The sequence below is a fragment of the Bordetella genomosp. 7 genome, assembly GCF_002261415.1.
In the GTDB taxonomy this organism is placed as follows: domain Bacteria; phylum Pseudomonadota; class Gammaproteobacteria; order Burkholderiales; family Burkholderiaceae_B; genus Bordetella_A.
On record NZ_NEVI01000006.1, the window covers coordinates 188,649 to 207,375 of the forward strand.

General features: G+C 65.4%; 17 protein-coding genes. 5 read left to right on the forward strand and 12 right to left on the reverse strand.

Annotated features, from left to right (window positions below; translation table 11 throughout):
* The first annotated feature begins 29 nt into the window (after positions 1-29).
* Together eno and ftsB are read left to right on the forward strand one after the other, a co-directional pair.
* Positions 30-1,316 carry a phosphopyruvate hydratase gene (gene eno, locus CAL18_RS04685; RefSeq protein WP_026640411.1) on the forward strand — a complete coding sequence of 429 codons (1,287 nt, stop codon included), beginning with the start codon at positions 30-32 and terminating at the stop codon, positions 1,314-1,316.
* A 62-nt stretch (positions 1,317-1,378) separates the two neighbouring features.
* Positions 1,379-1,717 carry a cell division protein FtsB gene (ftsB, locus tag CAL18_RS04690; protein WP_026640412.1) on the forward strand — a complete coding sequence of 113 codons (339 nt, stop codon included), beginning with the start codon at positions 1,379-1,381 and terminating at the stop codon, positions 1,715-1,717.
* A gap of 8 nt (positions 1,718-1,725) precedes the next feature.
* Here ftsB and CAL18_RS04695 read toward each other — a convergent pair whose 3' ends face one another.
* The 10 genes from CAL18_RS04695 to CAL18_RS04740 all read right to left on the reverse strand — a co-directional run bounded on the left by CAL18_RS04695 (position 1,726) and on the right by CAL18_RS04740 (position 11,392).
* The gene (locus tag CAL18_RS04695) at positions 1,726-2,370 is read right to left on the reverse strand and encodes a pilus assembly protein (RefSeq protein WP_170940287.1); all 645 of its coding nucleotides are present in this window, start codon (positions 2,368-2,370) and stop codon (positions 1,726-1,728) included.
* 167 nt (positions 2,371-2,537) lie between these two features.
* Positions 2,538-3,455: an Hsp33 family molecular chaperone HslO gene (gene hslO / locus CAL18_RS04700; RefSeq protein WP_026640414.1), complete on the reverse strand. Its 918-nt coding sequence runs from the start codon at positions 3,453-3,455 to the stop codon at positions 2,538-2,540.
* 38 nt (positions 3,456-3,493) lie between these two features.
* Positions 3,494-4,015, reverse strand: a complete 522-nt coding sequence (locus CAL18_RS04705) for a gamma carbonic anhydrase family protein (RefSeq protein WP_026640415.1) — start codon at positions 4,013-4,015, stop codon at positions 3,494-3,496.
* Positions 4,016-4,035: 20 nt separating this feature from the next.
* On the reverse strand, positions 4,036-5,697 hold the full coding sequence (locus CAL18_RS04710) for an acyl-CoA synthetase (protein WP_026640416.1): 1,662 nt from the start codon (positions 5,695-5,697) through the stop codon (positions 4,036-4,038).
* A gap of 139 nt (positions 5,698-5,836) precedes the next feature.
* A complete protein-coding gene (locus tag CAL18_RS04715) occupies positions 5,837-6,706 on the reverse strand; it encodes a UDP-2,3-diacylglucosamine diphosphatase (protein ID WP_026640417.1) in 870 nt (289 codons plus the stop codon).
* A gap of 102 nt (positions 6,707-6,808) precedes the next feature.
* Complete coding sequence (locus CAL18_RS04720) at positions 6,809-7,318, reverse strand: RDD family protein (RefSeq protein WP_094796176.1); 510 nt, start codon at positions 7,316-7,318, stop codon at positions 6,809-6,811.
* 126 nt (positions 7,319-7,444) lie between these two features.
* Complete coding sequence (locus CAL18_RS04725; RefSeq protein ID WP_038852468.1) at positions 7,445-7,630, reverse strand: hypothetical protein; 186 nt, start codon at positions 7,628-7,630, stop codon at positions 7,445-7,447.
* A gap of 184 nt (positions 7,631-7,814) precedes the next feature.
* The gene (locus tag CAL18_RS04730; protein ID WP_094817412.1) at positions 7,815-9,329 is read right to left on the reverse strand and encodes a THUMP domain-containing class I SAM-dependent RNA methyltransferase; all 1,515 of its coding nucleotides are present in this window, start codon (positions 9,327-9,329) and stop codon (positions 7,815-7,817) included.
* 33 nt (positions 9,330-9,362) lie between these two features.
* Entirely contained in the window at positions 9,363-9,785 is a 423-nt protein-coding gene (locus CAL18_RS04735; RefSeq protein ID WP_026640421.1) for a CopD family protein, read from the reverse strand.
* Positions 9,786-9,940: 155 nt separating this feature from the next.
* Positions 9,941-11,392: a bifunctional 2-methylcitrate dehydratase/aconitate hydratase gene (locus CAL18_RS04740; protein ID WP_026640422.1), complete on the reverse strand. Its 1,452-nt coding sequence runs from the start codon at positions 11,390-11,392 to the stop codon at positions 9,941-9,943.
* A 149-nt stretch (positions 11,393-11,541) separates the two neighbouring features.
* Here CAL18_RS04740 and CAL18_RS04745 point away from each other — a divergent pair, with 149 nt between their 5' ends.
* The 3 genes from CAL18_RS04745 to prpF all read left to right on the forward strand — a co-directional run bounded on the left by CAL18_RS04745 (position 11,542) and on the right by prpF (position 16,147).
* Entirely contained in the window at positions 11,542-12,255 is a 714-nt protein-coding gene (locus CAL18_RS04745; RefSeq protein ID WP_026640423.1) for a GntR family transcriptional regulator, read from the forward strand.
* Positions 12,252-14,867 carry a Fe/S-dependent 2-methylisocitrate dehydratase AcnD gene (acnD, locus tag CAL18_RS04750; protein ID WP_094817413.1) on the forward strand — a complete coding sequence of 872 codons (2,616 nt, stop codon included), beginning with the start codon at positions 12,252-12,254 and terminating at the stop codon, positions 14,865-14,867. Before CAL18_RS04745 ends, acnD begins: the two co-directional genes overlap by 4 nt.
* 74 nt (positions 14,868-14,941) lie before the next feature.
* Entirely contained in the window at positions 14,942-16,147 is a 1,206-nt protein-coding gene (gene prpF, locus CAL18_RS04755; protein WP_094817462.1) for a 2-methylaconitate cis-trans isomerase PrpF, read from the forward strand.
* Between the two features lie 390 nt (positions 16,148-16,537).
* Here the strand turns inward: prpF and prpC are convergent, their stop codons facing one another.
* Positions 16,538-17,743 (reverse strand): bifunctional 2-methylcitrate synthase/citrate synthase, encoded by a 1,206-nt coding sequence (gene prpC / locus CAL18_RS04760; RefSeq protein WP_026640426.1) that lies wholly within the window; start codon positions 17,741-17,743, stop codon positions 16,538-16,540.
* Between the two features lie 59 nt (positions 17,744-17,802).
* Complete coding sequence (gene prpB, locus CAL18_RS04765) at positions 17,803-18,696, reverse strand: methylisocitrate lyase (protein ID WP_026640427.1); 894 nt, start codon at positions 18,694-18,696, stop codon at positions 17,803-17,805.
* Between the last annotated feature and the right edge of the window lie 31 nt (positions 18,697-18,727).

Here is an 18,727-nt window from a genome sequence, read left to right on the forward strand (position 1 = left end):
CTGTTTATCGTTCTGGGAATCAAAAAATCATGAGTGCAATCGTCGACATCATTGGCCGCGAAATCCTCGACTCGCGCGGTAACCCCACCGTCGAGTGCGACGTGCTGCTCGAGTCCGGCGCGATGGGCCGCGCCGCGGTGCCCTCGGGCGCTTCCACCGGCCAGCGCGAAGCCATCGAACTGCGTGACGGCGACAAGTCGCGCTACCTGGGCAAAGGCGTGCTGCGCGCCGTCGAGAACCTCAACACCGAGATCTCCGAAGCCCTGATGGGCCTGGACGCCCAGGAACAGACCTTCGTCGACCGCACCCTCATCGAACTGGACGGCACCGAAACCAAAGAACGCCTGGGCGCCAATGCCATGCTGGCCGCCAGTATGGCCGTGGCCCGCGCGGCCGCCGACGAGTCGGGCCTGTCGCTGTACCGTTATTTCGGTGGCAGCGGCCCCATGAGCATGCCCGTGCCCATGATGAACGTCATCAATGGCGGCGCGCATGCCAACAACAACCTCGATCTGCAGGAACTGATGATCCTGCCGGTGGGGGCCACCAGCTTCCGCGAAGCCCTGCGGTGGGGCGCCGAGGTCTTCCACGCGCTGAAGAAGCTCATCCACGCGCAAGGCATGTCCACGGCCGTGGGCGACGAAGGCGGTTTCGCCCCCAATGTGGCCAACCATGAAGCGGCCATCCAGCTCATCCTGAAGGCCATCGCCGAAGCCGGCTACGAGCCCGGTTCGCAGATCGCGCTGGGCCTGGACTGCGCCAGCTCCGAGTTTTTCCGCGACGGCAAGTACACCCTGGCCGGCGAGGGCGGGTTGTCGCTCACGTCGCAGGAATTCGCCAACCTGCTGGCCACCTGGTGCGACAAGTACCCGATCATCAGCATCGAAGACGGCATGGCCGAAAACGACTGGGAAGGCTGGAAGCTCCTGACCGACCAGCTCGGCAAGAAGGTGCAGCTCGTGGGCGACGACCTGTTCGTCACCAACACGCGCATCCTCAAAGAAGGCATCCAGAAGGGCGTCGCCAACTCGATCCTCATCAAGATCAACCAGATCGGCACCCTGACGGAAACCTTCGCCGCCATCGAGATGGCCAAGCGGGCGGGCTACACCGCCGTGGTGTCGCACCGGTCCGGCGAAACCGAGGATTCCACCATCGCCGATATCGCCGTGGCCACCAACGCCATGCAGATCAAAACCGGCTCGCTGTCGCGCTCGGACCGCATGGCCAAGTACAACCAGTTGCTGCGCATCGAAGAAGAACTGGCCGAAGTGGCTTCGTATCCGGGGCTGGACGCCTTCTACAACCTGCGTTAATCGAACCGGGCGCCTGGCGCCCGGCCCCTGCGGTCCGCCGCAATAGTCAAGGGTGTCTGTCTATGCGCCTGCTGTTCCTGGTGCTGCTGGTTCTGGTGGTCCTGATCCAGTATCCGCTCTGGCTGGGCAAGGGTGGCTGGTTCAAGGTATGGGACCTGCAACGTCAGGTGGCGGCGCAGCATGACATCAACGAAGGCCTGCGGGCGCGCAATGCGGCGCTCGAGGCCGAAGTCCGAGACCTGGCCACGGGCGTGGGCGCCATCGAAGAACGCGCCCGCAGCGAACTGGGCATGATGCGCGAAGGCGAGGTCTTCGTGCATATCCTGCCCCCGGGCAGCCCGGTGCCTCCCCAGGCCCAGCCCGCGCCGTCATCCGGCAAGCCGGCTGCGCCGCGCCGCTGACCTTCCCGTCACGGCGGCTTTCCGTTACAGCCTTCCTCGCCGTAGCCTACGGCTTCATGCCGTACGGCGGGCGCAGCGTGCCAGTCCACCGGATGCGATTGCATTTCGATGCGCAGCTCCAGCCGCAGCGCCAGCAGGCCTTTGGCCAGCCAGGGGCGGGAGCAGGGCCCGGCCGCGTCTGCCACCGTGCGCAGCAAGGTGCGGGTCAGGGGAGCCAGCGGCCTGTGCGGGTAGGTCAGGCGCAGCCACAGGGTGTTGGCGTCGTAGATGGTATGCCCGGCGATGGCCCCGCGCGAGGCATGATGTTCGGCCTGGTAATCGTTGCTTGCCGCGATGCGGCCCGCGGCGCCGGGCACGCGCAGCCCCGCCCGCGCGTGGGCCCGTATGGCCTCGGGGGCGGGCTGCAGAATAGCGATGCGCCAGCCGTGCGCGGGGCCGCCGTCCTGGGTTGGCGGCACGCCGGCCGCGTCGGCGCCCGCGTGCGATGCAAACGCCCGCGCAATGACTTCGGGGTGGCCGTGGTGCAGGGCGCCCGCGCGGGCGGCTTCGACCAGGGCCACATACGTGCGCTGCCACGCCAGCTGCCAGTGCGTGGCTTCGATCACCAGCATGGCAAGCAGCAGCAGTGGCGGTGCGGCAATGGCAAATTCCACCAGCGCCGCCCCGCGGCTGGGGCGGCGAACGGCGCGCAACCGCCGGCAATGCGAACGACGAACAACACAGGGCATGGCCGCCAGTGTGCGCCGCCGCTGCCGCGCCGTCGATTGTGGCAATTACGCCAGGGTGTATTGCTCCTGGCCGAGGGCCGGCCGCCTGCCGCCTAGTGCACCGTGGGCGGATCCTGCTCGGGCATGGGGCGCGCCGGGGCAAACAACCCGGAGCAATCGACGGAATCGAACTCGTACGGCTTGCCGCAGAAGTCGCAGGTGACGCGCACGGTGCCCTCTTCGGCCAGGATTGCCTTGATTTCGTCTTCGCCCAGCGTGCGCAGCATGCCCGAAACGCGTTCGCGCGTGCACGTGCAATGCCAGCGCACGTTCGCGGGTTCGAACGTCAGCAGCGTTTCTTCCCAGTACAGCCGGTGGATCAGCGTGTCTGTGTCGGTGTGCACCAGCTCGTCGGGCTTGAGCGTGTCGGCCAGCAGGGTGGCGCGCGCCATCGTTTCGGCCGCATTGCCGCCCTGCGCCGTGCCGCCATGGTCGGGCAGGCGCTGCACCAGTAGCCCGCCGGCGTGCTCGCCGTTGGCTTGCAGCCACAGGCGCGTATCCAGTTGCTCGGACGCTTTCATGTAGTGCTGCAGCACCTGCGCCACGGTGTCGCCTTCCAGCGGCACGATGCCCTGATAGGTTTGCTGGCCCGGCACTTTGCGACGCGGGTCCAGCAGCACGATGAAGCGGCCCTGCCCGTCGGCATTGAGCAGGCTTTGCAGGTCGCCATCGGCGGGCACTTCGTGGCCGTCGCGCACCTTGACCGTTGCGCGCAGGCTCAGGTCGGACTGGCATTCGACGACCAGCAGCGCGATCGGCCCGCTGCCCTGGATCTGCAGCACGAGCGAGCCTTCGAACTTGATATTGGCCGCCAGCAGCGTGGCGGCGGCCATCAGTTCGCCCAGCAGGCGTTGCACGGCGGGTGGGTATTGATGGTGTTCCTGGGCCTGGCGCCAGGTTTCGCTCAGGCGCACGGCTTGCACCCGCACCGTGCGGTCTTCGAACAGGAATTTCTTGAGTTGATCGGTCATACAGGAATGTTAGCCGATCAAAAGGCCCGCCGCGCGGGTTATCCGACGCGTTTCAGGGCCTGCTTGTAATGCCTGGCGCGGGCCTCGTAGACGCGGTTGTTCTGTTGCATGTCGGCGATTTCTTCGGGGCTGAGTTCGCGCACCACCTTGCCCACGCCGATGACCAGCGAGTTATCGGGAATGATGCGGCCTTCGGGAATAATGGCCCCGGCGCCCACCAGGCAGTTGCGACCGATCACAGCGTTGTTCAGCACAATAGCCTGCATGCCGATCAGGGCGCCCTCATGGATGGTGCAGCCGTGCAGCATGGCCTGGTGCCCCACGGTGACACGCGGGCCGATGGTCATCGGGCAGCCTTCGTCCACGTGCAGCACGCTGGATTCCTGGATGTTGGTGCCTTCGTGCACCACGATAGGAGCGTTGTCGCCGCGGATCGCCACGTGCGACCAGATGCTTGCGCCGGCATGCAGCGTGACATTGCCGATGATGTCGGCGCTGTCGGCGATATAGACGCTGGGGTCGATGACGGGCGTGTGATCGTCGAGTTGATAGATGGCCATGCAACTGTCTCCGGTAGTGGTCAGGCGTGTATGCCCGCCTGCGCCTCTTCGCGCTGGCGCAGCACCCTGCGCTGGATTTTACCGGTGGTGGTCATGGGAAGCTCGGCGATGAACTCGATCTCTTTCGGATATTCATACGGGGCGAGCCGGTCTCGCACGTGCTCTTGCAGCGCCTGCTTGATCTGGTCGGGGTCGCGGTCGGCGTATTCGGCCGTCAGCACCACGTATGCCTTGACCAGCGCGCCGCGCTCGGCGTCGGGCTTGGGCACCACGGCGACATTGGCCACGGCGGGATGCCCGAGCAGGCAGTTTTCGACTTCGCCCGGGCCGATACGGTAGCCGGCCGATTTGAATACGTCGTCCGCTCGGCCAGCGTACCACAGGTAGCCGTCGGTATCCACGGTGGCAAGGTCGCCGGTGCGGCACCAGTCGCCCGTGAACTTTGCCGCGGTCGCGGCCTCGTTGCGCCAGTAGCCCAAAAACAGGATAGGGTCGGGAAAGCCGTGAATGTCGTAGCGGTTCAGCGCGATTTCGCCGATTTCACCGGGCGCTACGGGTTGGCCGGCCTCGTCGATGACGGCCACCTGGTGGCCGGGGTACGGGCGGCCCATGCTGCCCGGCTTGGCGGGCCAGCGCATCCGGCTGTTGCCCACCAGGTAGTTCATTTCCGTCTGGCCGAACATTTCATTGGGCGTGATGCCCAGCGCCGTGCGGCACCAGTCGAACACGGTTTCGCCCACGCTTTCGCCGGCGCTCATGATGGACCGCAGCGCCAGCTTATAGTGGGTGGCGGGTTCGGGCACGGCTTTCATCATCATCTTGAGCGCCGTGGGAAACAGGAAGGTGTTGGTGACCTGGTAGCGCTCCATCAGCTCGAATGCGCGTTCGGGCGTGAAGCGCGCCCGCGTGCCGACAATGGGGTGCCCAAAATACAGCGTGGGCAGCAGGGCGTCCATCATGCCGCCCGTCCAGGCCCAGTCGGCCGGCGACCAGAACACATCATTGGGCTTGGGAAACCAGTCTTGCGAGGCCACGAATCCCGGCAGATTGCCGATCAGCACGCTATGAGGCAGCAGGGCGCCCTTGGGTGCGCCGGTGGTGCCCGATGTGTAAAGCAGTATCGCCGGATCGGATGAACGGGTGGCGACCGGCTTGAATTCCCCGGGCTGGCGGGCCAGCAGGCTGCGCCAGGGCAGCACGCGCTCGTCGGCAAAGCCGATGCCGATAACCTGGTGCAGGGCAGGGCAGGTATCGCTGATGGAAAGCAGATTGGCGCTGGATGCGAAATCGACGATCGCGACTCTGGCCTCGGAATCGCGCAAGCGCGTCTGCAGCGCCTCGGGGCCGAACAAGGGCGACAGGGGCACCACAATGGCGCCGACGCTGTAGATCGCCATGTGGGCCACGGCAGTTTCGGGCCGTTGCCCTAAAACCACACCCACCCGGTCTCCACGTTCGACGCCCATCTTCACCAGGCCATTGGCCAACTGGTTGGCGGCCTCGGCCAGGCGAGCGTATGTCCAGACTTCCCGGTTGCCGGCCTCATCTTCGTAATAGATGGCGATGCGACGGGCGTCGGCACTGTTGGCGGCCCAGCGGTGGCAGCATACGTCCGCAATATTGAATTGGGATGGCACCAGCCAGTGGAATGTTTGGTAGAGCGCGTGATATTGGTCGTTCATGGCCCTATGTTGTTAGCGCGCCGGCGAACTGTCCACAGGGAAAGGCCGCCTGGGGCCGGGGTGCCCCATATGCAAGCATGACCTAGAGGGCCGCAGACTGCAACATTCCCATGCCGCTAAAGGGGACGTATAAGGGTTTTTACGGGTGCCGGTCCTGGCGGGTCAAGGCCGATGGTAGCGCTGGCAGCGCCAACGTCCGGCGACGTGGCCGGGCGCGTGCCGGCCGCTGGCGGTGGCGGGCGCTCCAGTCCAGCAGCATCAGCTCGCCGTCATGGGCTTCGGCCAGGGCCGACAGGCTTTCGACCCAGTCGCCATCATTGCAGTAAAGCACCCCGCCGACGTCCCGCAGTTCGGGTTTGTGGATATGGCCGCACACGACGCCGTCCAGGCCGCGCCGGCGGGCTTCACCCGCCAGGGCCTCTTCAAAATCGGTAATGAAGGCCACGGCGTTCTTGACCTTGTGCTTCAGATATTGGGATAGCGACCAGTAGTGCAGGCCCATCCGGTGCCGCATGCGGTTGAAGTGGTGGTTCAGCCACAGGGCCGACTGGTAGAGCGTGTCGCCCAGGTGCGCCAGCCATTTGCTGTGCTGTATCACGCCGTCGAACTGGTCGCCGTGCAGCACCAGCAAGCGCATGCCCCGCGCGGTGACGTGAACGTCTTCGTCCAGGATCTCGATATCGCCGAACGCATAGCCGATGAACTCACGGGCGAATTCGTCGTGGTTGCCCGGCACGAATACCACCCGGGTTCCGTTGCGGGCCTTGCGCAGGATGCGCTGCACGACATCATTATGGGCGCGCGGCCAGTGCCAGTGCTTGCGCAGCTGCCAGCCGTCCACGATATCGCCCACCAGGTAAAGCGTATCGGACTCGTTCTGTTCCAGGAAGTCGAGCAGGAAATCCGCCTTGCAGCCGGGCGTGCCCAGGTGCAGGTCGGATATCCAGAGCGTGCGCCAGTGTGTGGCGGACAGGTCGCTCGCGGGGGTGTCGGCGTGCAATGAGCTCATGTCCGGGATGTAACCACCCCGCCATGACTGCCGCGTGACTTTCCGGTGACGGTGTTGTGACAGATGCGGAGCCGGCGTGCCACAGCCGGCCTTGCCGCGGCCCTAGCGTTTGCGGGGCGGCGCGTTGCGCAGGCGCGTTCCCAGCAGCCTGTCGTGCATGAACTGGCCGTCGGGGTCGAACCAGGACCATACAAAGGTCATGAACGGCGCCAGCACGATGAACATGTCCACCGACTTCCATTGTGTGGCCGCCGATGCGGCGGCCACAATGCCCGCGCCCACCAGCACAAGCGGCCATGCAAGCAGATAGCGCGCGACCAGTCGCGGCACCGACGGGGGGCGGCCGTCGCGGTCCACCAACTGGATGTTCCAGGTTTTCATGGGCAGCGTCTGGCCGCTGCGGCGCCAGCACACCAGGAAATAAATGCCGATGGCCACGAACAGCCAGGCTTGCCGCGCATGGCGCAGCATCAGTGCGTGCTTGCTCTGGGTCAGCGTGTCGAACAGGTATCCGGCAAGGAAGACCACGCCGAACAGCAATACGGCTTCGTACATCATGCAGGCGAATCGGCGCAGCCTGCTGGGGGTCGACGGGGTAGGGGTGTGGGTCATGGGGGCGTATTATCCCGCATCCGGGCGGCGCGCCCGGGCGAAAAAAAAACCACCCGTTGCGGGGTGGGTCTTAAAAGGGGCTGTTGCAGCCCCCAAGGGGAAATCGTTACTTTGCCGCGGGCTGCCTCAGGCGGCCGATTGCGCGGCCTTGGCGCCTTCGCGAGCCATCAGCGACTTGATGCCCAGAGCCAGTTTGCGCAGGCCGGATGCCAGGGCGCGCATGGGGCGGGGGCGGAACTGTTCTTCGATGGCTTGCAACATCAGCTGACGTTCGAGTTCGTCGGTCAGGCGAAAGGTATTCGGGTTGATCACGATGGTTCCAGGCTTGCTAAATTCGTGTGCGTTCGGTGACGCTACGGGTTAACCCGAATTTTAGGGTTAACCCTGAATTTATGCAAGCCTTTAGTGCGGTGTGCACTGAACTGGCGCCCATCATGCACCGGCTTGGCGTTTTGTGGCTTGACCGCAACGGTATCAAGCCCGTATTGCTGTTTTTTTACAACGCCGCGGGCGGACGGTCTCGATAGCTCGAGGCCACGAGTTCGAATCCGAACAACCGGCAGTCCAGCGCGCCGTTGTACAGCGGAATGCGGCGCAGTGGCTTCAGGCGCAGGTGCTGCGGCAGATCGCGGTCGCTGGAAATCACATGCAGCTGCCAGCCGGCGTATTCGCGCTTCAGGTGCGCCGACCATTCGCGCCACAGGTCCGATTCGTCGCTGGGCAGCCGCTCGCCGTATGGCGGGTTGGTGACGATCCACCCTTGCTCGGCGGGCGGGGGCGCCGAGCGCGCGTCGCCTACCTCGAACCGGATGCTGTCGGCCGTCAGCCAGGCGCGTTCTGCATTGCTGCGGGCGAAATCGATGGCGCGGGGGTCGAGGTCATAGCCCACCAGCGGGGCGTCCAGCTGCGGCAGAATGCGGCTGCGGGCATCGTCTTTCAGGTCTTGCCAGCGGCGTGCATCGTGATCGCGCAGGCGCTCGAAGCCAAATGGCCGCGAGATGCCCGCGGGCACGCCCAGCGCGATCCAGGCCGCTTCGATCAGGATCGTGCCGCTGCCGCAGAAGGGGTCGAGCAATGCCCCCGCCGGGTCCCAGCCGGCCAGCGCCAGCATGCCGGCCGCCAGGTTTTCGCGCAGGGGCGCTTCGCCCTTGTCGAGCCGCCAGCCCCGCTTGAAGAGCGATTCGCCCGACGTATCGAGATACAGCGTGGCGGTTTGGCCGGTCAGGAACAGGTGTACGCGCGCATCGGGACGCACGGTGTCGATACTGGGGCGTTCGCCTTCGCGTTCACGCAGGCGGTCGCAAATGCCGTCTTTGGCGCGCAGATTGCAATAGTGCAGGCTTTGCACGGGGCTTTTGATGGCCGAGGTGTCCACGCGCAGGGTCTGCTCGGCGCCGAACCAGCGTTCCCAGGGTACGTCCCGGGCCAGGTACAGGATGTCGTCTTCGTGCGAGATTTCCTCGTGGGCCACCTGAACCAGGATGCGGGTGGCCAGCCGCGAGTACAGGTTGGCGCGCTGCACGCCGGCCCAGTCGGCGCGGAAATGACAGCCGGCGCGCCCGGCCCGGGCATCGGCAAAGCCGAGCGCCTGCATTTCGGCGGTCAGGGCTTCTTCCAGGCCCTGCGGGCAGGGCGCGAAGATGTCGAAGGTTTCCGGCTCGCGCGCTGCGCGCGGCTCGCGCCGCCGTGCGCCGGACGGCCGGTCGCCGGTTTCGGAGTCGCGCGGCCCGAAGGCCCCGGAGCGCGGCGCGCGTTGGCTTTCGTCGTGCGTACCGCGCTGGCCGGGCGCCTTCCCGGCGCGCGCGGAGAATGTGCCGGACTCGGCCCGTTGCTGCGGCACCGGGCGGGCCAGAGTGCGCCCGGTTTTCTCTTTGGCGAGCTCCATCTGGGCTGCCGAGCGTGCGCGCGCGCCGCTGCGCGTGCGTTTGCCGCGATCGCCCGCGGCATGGGCGTCGCGGGCTGTTTTCTTGACCGTCAGGGTCTTGCGGCGGGAGTGATCATCAGAAGGCATACGAATCCGGGCCGTGGGGCCGGGCAAGGGGCGTCAGAAAGGCTTGAGTACGACCAGCAGCACCACTGCCACCAGCAACAAGACCGGAATTTCGTTGAACCAGCGGTAGAACCGGTGCGAGCGCGTGTTGCGCCCTTGTTCGAACTTGCGCAGCATCACGCCACAGGCATGGTGGTAGCCGATGATGAGCAGTACGAAGAACAGCTTGGCATGCATCCAGCCGTTGCCGGGGCCCATGCCTATGCCATAGCCCACATACAGCCACAGCCCCAGGGCGATGGCGATGACGGCCAGCATGGTCGTAAAGCGGTAAAGACGGCGTCCCATGGCCACCAGGGTGGACTGCACGGCGTGGTCCGGCTGCTGGGCGAGGTTGACGTAGATGCGCGGCAGGTAAAACAGGCCCGCGAACCAGGACGTAACGAAAACGATGTGAAAGGCCTTGACCCAGAGCATGGCGGCGCGTCCGATACAACGAAAGGGAATGGGTGCATTGTAGTCAAGGATGGGGCCTTGCCTGTGCTGCCCCGCCGCCCAACCCGCCGTGCCCGGCCATTCCAGGCAGCGCAGGGCTGCGGGCCTGCATGCGGCGGCCGCCGTCGGTGTGCGGGTCAGATGACGTACAGGTCTACATATTCATGCACGGCCATGGCTTCCAGGGTGTGTTGGTCCAGGGACGCGTCCAGGATGCGGGCCTGTTGGCGCGGCGGGAAGATGCGGGCCAGGTTGGTGCGGAATTTGGCTTCCAGCAACGGGATGCCTTCCTGGCGGCGGCGCCTGTGGCCGATGGGGTATTCGCAGACCACTTCGTCCAGTCGGGTGCCGTCGTTGAATTCCACGGTGAGCGCATTCGCGATGGAGCGTTTGTCGGGATCGTGATAGTCGCGGGTGAAGGCCGGGTCTTCTACGCACACGATCTTGGCGCGCAGGGCGTCGATGCGCGGGTCGGCGGCCACGTCGTCTTCATAGTCGGCCGCGGTGAGGCGGCCGAAGAGTATCGGCACGGCCACCATGTATTGGATGCAATGGTCGCGGTCGGCCGGGTTGTCCAGCGGGCCCTGCTTGTCGATGATGCGGATGCAGGCCTCGTGTGTGCGGATCACGATGCGCTTGATTTCCGCCGGCGACCTGCCCGCGGCGAGCAGGCGCGCGTGAATGTCCATGGCGCATTCCACGGCGGTTTGCGCATGGAACTCGGCCGGATACGAAATCTTGAACAGCACGTTTTCCATCACGTAGCTGCCATAGGGCCGCTGGAACCTGAAGGGCCGACCCTTGAACAAAACGTCGTAAAAGCCCCAGGTCTTGGCTGTGAGCACCGAGGGATAGCCCATTTCGCCGGTGCGTGCGATGAGCGCCAGGCGTACGGCGCGGCTGGTGGCGTCGCCCGCCGCCCAGCTCTTGCGGCTGCCGGTGTTGGGAGCGTGGCGGTAGGTGCGCAGGCTCTGGCCGTCGACCCAGGCCAGCGAGACGGCGTTGATGATTTCGTCTCGCGACAGGCCCAGCATCTGCGCCACGACAGCCGTGGATGCCACCTTTACCAGCACGACGTGGTCCAGGCCCACTTTATTGAACGAGTTCTCCAGCGCGATGCAGCCCTGTATTTCATGGGCCTTGACCATGGCGGTGAGAACGTCGCGCATGGTCAGCGGCGGCTTGCCCGCGGCCACGGCGTTGCGCGAGAGCCAGTCGGCGGTGGCCAGTATGCCGCCCAGGTTGTCCGAGGGATGGCCCCATTCGGCGGCTAGCCACGTATCGTTGAAGTCCAGCCAGCGGATCATGGCGCCGATGTTGAAAGCGGCCTGGACGGGGTCGAGCTGGAACTGGGTGCCAGGCACCTTGGCGCCCAGCGGCACGGACGTGCCGGGCACGATGGGGCCCAGGAGCTTGCGGCATGCGGGGTACTCCAGCGCTTCCAGGCCGCAGCCCAGCGTATCGATCAGGCAGTTTCGCGCGGTTTCGCAGGCCGGCTGGCTTTCGACCTGGTAGTCCAGCACGTAGTCGGCGATATCGGCCAGCACTTGGTCGGGTTCGGGACGCAGGTTCGATTCAATGACGGACATGGCGGCTCCTGGTGCAGGCTGCGCGCCGCGCGCCACGCGACGGCAGGCTGGGGGGTGGTCACGAAAGCAATTGGATGATTGTTGACAATCTAGCCCTGAAAGTACAATCTGACTATAATTTCCCGGTCTCCATCCGTGAAATTGTCGACATGGACGCCCAAGTCGCAGTATTGCGCCCTGCCGCCGAATCTGAATCCGAAACCCTTGCGGACCACGTTTTCCGCAAGATCCAGGCGGCTATCGTCAAGGGCGAGATCGCGCCGGGCACCAAGATGTCCGAGCCCGAGCTCGCGCGCACCTACGGCATCAGCCGCGGGCCCTTGCGCGAGGCCATTCATCGGCTCGAAGGGCAGCGGCTGCTGGTGCGCATACCCCATGTGGGCGCGCGGGTTGTCTCGCTCAGTCAGCAAGAACTGTGCGAGCTATATCAGATACGCGAGTCGCTCGAAGGCATGGCTTGCCGGCTGGCCGCCGCGCGCATGACACCCGCCGGCGCAGACGAGCTACGCCGGGTGCTCGAGGCCCACGAACGTGACGAGGCCTTCCAGGCCGGCCGGGGCTACTATCTGCAAGAGGGCGACTACGATTTCCATTACCGCATCGTGCAGGCCAGCGGCAACCAGATGCTGATCCGCCTGCTGTGCGACGACCTTTACCAACTGGCGCGGATGTATCGCATCCAGTATTCGGCCACGCCCAATCGCCCCCGCCAGGCGTACGCCGAGCATCACCGTATCCTCGACGCGCTGGCCGACGGCGACGGGGAACTGGCGGAACTCCTGATGCGCAGGCATATCCGCGCGTCGCGTCTCAACATTGAACAGCAGATCGCGCAGGGCAACCTGCCGCGTACGGAAGCATGAACACCAAATACCGCAAGCCCCTGCCCGGCACCGACCTGGACTACTTCGATGCACGCGCCGCCGTCGAGGCGCTGGCGCCCGGCGCTTATGATGGCCTGCCCTATACGTCGAGGGTGCTGGCCGAGAACCTGGTGCGCCGCTGCGACCCTGCGCTGCTCGACGACGCCCTGCGGCAGCTCATCGAGCGCCGGCGCGACCTGGACTTTCCGTGGTTCCCCGCGCGGGTGGTGTGCCACGACATTCTGGGCCAGACCGCGCTGGTGGACCTGGCGGGCCTGCGCGATGCCATCGCGGAAAAGGGCGGAGATCCGGCCAAGGTCAACCCGGTGGTGCCGGTGCAGTTGATCGTCGACCATTCACTGGCAGTGGAGCACGGAGGGTTCGAGCCCGACGCGTTCGCCAAGAACCGGGCCATCGAAGACCGCCGCAACGAAGACCGTTTCCATTTCATCGAATGGACGCGCAAGGCATTCCGCAACGTTGATGTCGTGCCGCCGGGCAACGGCATCATGCATCAAATCAATCTCGAGCGCATGTCGCCTGTCATACACGCACAGGGCGGCGTGGCGTTTCCCGATACGCTGGTGGGCACCGACAGCCATACACCGCATGTAGACGCCCTGGGCGTCATCGCCATCGGCGTGGGCGGGCTCGAAGCCGAGAACGTCATGCTGGGCCGCGCGTCATGGATGCGCCTGCCCGACATCGTCGGGGTCGAGCTCACGGGGCGGCGCCAGCCGGGTATCACGGCTACCGATATCGTACTGACGCTGACCGAATTCCTGCGCAAGGAACGGGTAGTGGGCGCCTATCTCGAGTTCTACGGGGATGGCGCTTCGAGCCTGACCCTGGGCGACCGCGCCACCATTTCGAATATGGCGCCCGAATATGGCGCAACCGCCGCGATGTTCTCCATCGACGGCCAGACCATCGAATACCTGAAGCTCACCGGCCGCGACGACGCACAGGTGCGGCTGGTGGAAACCTATGCCCGCACGGCGGGGTTGTGGTCCGACACGCTGGCCAATGTACAGTACGAACGCGTGCTGCGGTTCGACCTGTCCAGCGTCGTGCGTACCCTGGCGGGGCCTTCCAACCCGCACCGGCGCCTGCCGGTGTCCGACCTGGCCGCGCGCGGCATCGCCGGCCCGGTGGCGTCGCAGCCCGGCCTGCTGCCCGATGGCGCGGTCATCATCGCCGCCATTACCAGCTGCACCAACACCAGCAACCCGCGCAACGTCATTGCCGCGGGGCTGCTTGCGCGCAATGCCAATCGTGCGGGCCTCGCGCGCAAGCCGTGGGTCAAGACTTCCCTGGCGCCGGGATCGAAGGCGGTGGCGCTCTACCTTGAAGAAGCCGGCCTGACCGCCGAACTGGACAAACTGGGCTTCGGCATCGTGGGGTTCGCCTGTACCACGTGCAACGGCATGTCCGGCGCGCTCGATCCGGCGATCCAGCAGGAAATCATCGACCGCGACCTCTATTCCACGGCCGTCCTGTCCGGCAACCGGAATTTCGACGGACGCATCCATCCCTATGCGAAACAGGCTTTCCTGGCTTCGCCGCCGCTGGTGGTGGCCTATGCCATTGCCGGCACCATCCGCTTCGACATCGAACAGGACGTGCTGGGCATCGATGCCGACGGCAAGCCGATATGCCTGAAGGACATCTGGCCCAGCGACGAGGAAATCGACGCGGTGGTGCAGGCCGCCGTCAAGCCAGAGCACTTTCGCAACGTCTACGAACCCATGTTCGGTATCCGCAACGAGCGCCGCGAGGCCGTCAGCCCGCTGTACGATTGGCGCCCGCAAAGCACGTATATCCGCCGCCCCCCGTATTGGGAAGGCGCGCTCGCCGGCGAGCGCACGCTGCGCGGCATGCGTCCGCTGGCGCTCTTGGGCGACAACATCACCACCGACCACCTGTCGCCGTCCAACGCCATCCTGCCCGACAGCGCCGCGGGCGAATACCTGGCCAGAATGGGCCTGCCCGAAGAAGATTTCAATTCGTACGCGACGCACCGGGGAGACCACCTTACCGCCCAGCGCGCCACATTCGCCAATCCCAAGCTCTTTAACGAGATGGTGCGCGATGCCGATGGCAAGGTCGTGCAGGGGTCGCTGACGCGCGTCGAGCCCGACGGCAAGGTGATGCGCATGTGGGAAGCCATCGAGACCTACATGCAGCGCAAGCAGCCGTTGATCATCGTGGCCGGCGCCGACTACGGCCAGGGCTCGTCGCGCGACTGGGCCGCCAAGGGCGTGCGGCTGGCCGGCGTCGAGGCCATCGTGGCCGAAGGTTTCGAACGCATCCATCGCACCAACCTGCTGGGCATGGGCGTATTGCCGCTGGAATTCAAGCCGGGCACCAACCGCAGCACGCTGGCGCTGGACGGCACCGAAACCTACGACGTGATCGGCGTACGACAGCCGCGCGCCGACCTTACGCTGGTAGTGCACAGGCGCAACGGCGAAACGCTGCAGGTGCCCGTAACCTGCCGGCTCGACACCGCCGAAGAAGTCTCCATCTACGAAGCGGGCGGCGTGCTGCAGCGCTTTGCGCAAGACTTCCTCGAAGCCGAGGCGGCCGCCGTCGACCAGAAGGCGGGCTGATCAGGCGGGCACGCCTGCACACGCGGTTACTTCGAAACAGATCAAGAATGGTTCAGATTATTCAGGACTGCAACATGGCCCATGCTCCCCAGATCAGGATACCCGCCACCTACATGCGCGGGGGCACCAGCAAAGGCGTGTTTTTCAAGCTGACGGACCTGCCCCACGCGGCGCAGGCGCCCGGCCCCGATCGCGACGCCTTGCTGCTGCGAGTCATCGGCAGCCCCGACCCGTATGGCAAGCAGATCGACGGCATGGGTGGGGCGACGTCCAGCACCAGTAAAACGGTGATCCTGTCGCGCAGCAGCCGGCCCGGGCATGATGTGGACTATCTGTTCGGCCAGGTGTCGATCGACCAGCCCTTTGTGGACTGGAGCGGCAATTGCGGCAACCTGTCGGCCGCGGTGGGCCCTTATGCGATCGCCAACGGACTGGTGGACCCCGAACGGGTGCCTCGCGACGGCGTTGCGGTGGTGCGCATCTGGCAGGCCAACATCGGCAAGACGATCGTCTCCCATGTGCCGATGTCGGGCGGGCTGGTGCAGGAAACCGGCGACTTCGAGCTCGACGGCGTGACCTTCCCGGCGGCGGAAGTGCGGCTGGAATTCATGGACCCGGCCGACGAAGGCGAAGAGGGCGGGGCCATGTTTCCCACGGGCAACGTGGTTGACGAACTGGATGTTCCGGGCGTGGGCAGCTTCCAGGCCACGTTCATCAATTCCGGCATTCCCACGATTTTTCTGCAAGCCGAGGCGCTGGGCTACACGGGCGCCGAATTGCAGGACGACATCAATGGCGACCCGGCGGCGCTCGCGCGCTTCGAGGCCATAAGGGCGCACGGCGCCTTGCGCATGGGCCTGATCAAGTCGCTGGAAGAAGCCGCCGCGCGCCAGCACACGCCCAAGGTGGCGTTCGTGGCGCCGCCGCGCGACTACACCGCGTCCAGCGGCCGGCGCGTCGCGGCCGGCGACATCGATCTGCTGGTGCGGGCGCTGTCGATGGGCAAACTGCATCATGCAATGATGGGCACGGCCTCGGTGGCCATTGCCACGGCCGCAGCCGTGCCGGGTACGCTGGTCAATCTGGCCGCCGGCGGCGGCCAGCGCGATGGCGTGCGGTTCGGCCACCCGTCGGGCACGCTGCGCGTGGGCGCGCAGGCGAACCTGGTCGACGGCGAATGGAAAGTCACCAAGGCCATCATGTCGCGCAGCGCGCGAGTCCTCATGGAAGGCTGGGTGCGCGCGCCGTGGTCGCCTGCCAGCGGACCGGCCACGGCCTGAGCGTCTGGTGTCGGGCTCTGTGGGCGCTTGAGCGTCAGGTGTCGGGCTCTCTGTGCGCCTGCGTGTCTGGTGTCAGACACCCTGCGGGAGTCAGACACCAGAGGGCATACAGCGCGAGCCAGCGGGCCGGCGTTCCCGCACCTGCCGGGCGGGCCGGCGTCCCACACCTGCCGGGCGGGCCAGCACACCGGTGTCTCTGGAAGGGCGTCTGACGTCTTTAGGCGCCAAAACGCCGGTGTCTGACTCCCGAAGGGTGTCAGACACCTTTAACACTGCAAGAGTGCCAGACACCTCTAGACTCCAGACACCTTCAAGCCCCCAAAAGACCTGTCCTTCAAAACAAAAAAGGCCTGGGCATGCGCCCAAGCCTTTTCTTTTTTCGCGAGCGGCTTATTTGCGCTTGTCGAGCGGCACGTACTTTTGATCTTCCGGGCCGACGTAGTTGGCGGTGGGGCGGATGATCTTGTTGTCGATGCGCTGCTCGATGATGTGCGCCGACCAGCCGGCGGTGCGCGCGATGACGAACAGCGGCGTGAACATCGCAGTGGGCACGCCCATCATGTGATAGCTGACGGCCGAGAACCAATCCAGATTCGGGAACATCTTCTTGGCGTCCCACATTACCGTTTCAAGACGCTCGGCGATGTCGTACATCTTGGTGCTGCCCGCCTTCCTGGACAGCTTGCGCGCGACCTCCTTGATGACCTTGTTGCGCGGGTCGGACACCGTGTATACCGGGTGGCCGAAACCGATGATGACTTCCTTGGCCTCGACGCGGCGGCGGATGTCGGCTTCTGCTTCGTCGGGCGAGTCGTAGCGCTTTTGCACTTCGAAGGCGACTTCGTTGGCGCCGCCATGCTTGGGGCCGCGCAGCGCGCCGATGGCGCCCGTGATGGCGGAATAAATATCCGACCCCGTGCCCGCGATGACGCGGCTGGTGAAGGTCGACGCGTTGAACTCATGCTCGGCGTACAGAATGAGCGAGGTGTGCATGGCGCGCACCCAGTCGTCGGACGGCTTTTCGCCGTGCAGCAAGTGCAGGAAGTGCCCGCCGATGCTGTCGTCGTCGGTCTGGACGTCAATGACGCGGCCGTTGTGGCTGTAGTGATACCAGTACAGCAGCGCCGACCCCAGATTCGCCATCAGCCGGTCGGCGATGTCGCGCGCGCCCGGGACATTGTGGTCGTCTTTTTCGGGCAGCACGCAGCCCAGCACCGATACGGCCGTGCGCATGACATCCATGGGGTGGCTGGACGCGGGCAGGGTTTCCAGGGCGTCCTGCAATTGCGCGGGCAGGCCGCGCAGCGCGCGCAGCTTTGCCTTGTACGCTTTCAGTTCGGCCTTGTTGGGCAGCTTGCCATGCACGAGCAGGTGGGCGATTTCCTCGAATTCGGCCGTGCCGGCGAAATCCAGGATGTCATAGCCGCGATAGTGCAGGTCGTTGCCAGTGCGGCCAACGGTGCACAGCGCCGTATTGCCGGCCACCACCCCCGACAGTGCAACGGACTTCTTGGGCTTGAACCCGGTTTTTTCCTCGGCTTGCGCGCTTTCTTTCTTGGCGGCGGGCGCGCTTGGTTTCTTTTGCGAGGTGCTCATGTCTCTGACTCCTTGCCCATGCGGGCGTCGATGGCGTAAAGAATGCCGGTATAGCGGATTTACTTCGCTTTGCCTTGCTGGAACAGCGCATCCAGTTGCGCTTCGAACGCGTGATACTCGATACGGTCGTAGAGCTCGTCACGAGTCTGCATGGTGTCCAGCACGTTCTTCTGGTGGCCGTCGCGCCGAATGGCCTGATAGACGTTCTCGGCCGCCTTGTTCATGGCGCGGAAGGCCGACAGCGGGTACAGCACCATGCCCACTCCCACGCTGCCCAGTTCCTGCACGGAAAACAGCGGCGTCTTGCCGAATTCGGTGATGTTGGCCAGCACGGGCACCTTTACCGCCTTGACGAAGCGGTCATAGGTGGGCAGGTCGTAGGCGGCCTCGGCGAAGATCGCGTCGGCGCCGGCCTCGACGCAGGCCAGCGCGCGCTCGATCGCGGCGTCCACTCCGTGCGACGCAATGGCGTCGGTGCGAGCGATCAGGTAGAAGTCGGAGTCGGTGCGCGCGTCGGCGGCCGCCTTGACACGGTCGGCCATTTCCTCGGTGCTGACGATTTCCTTGCCCGGGCGATGCCCGCAGCGCTTGGCGCCAACCTGGTCTTCGATGTGGCAGGCCGCTGCGCCGAACTTGATCAGGCTTTTCACCGTGCGGGCAATATTGAATGCCGACGGCCCGAAGCCGGTGTCGATGTCGACCAGCAGGGGCACGTCGCACACGTCCGTAATGCGGCGCACGTCGATCAGCACGTCATCCAGCGTGTTGATGCCCAGGTCGGGCAGGCCCAGCGAGCCGGCAGCCACGCCGCCGCCGGACAGATAAATGGCGCGATACCCCGCACGCTTGGCGAGCAGGGCATGGTTGGCATTGATGGCGCCGATGATCTGCAAGGGGGATTCTTCGGCCAGGGCCTGGCGGAACAGGGCGCCGGGGGATGCGGGTCGGGTCATGGGTCAGTCTCCGAGTAAGACACAGACGCTC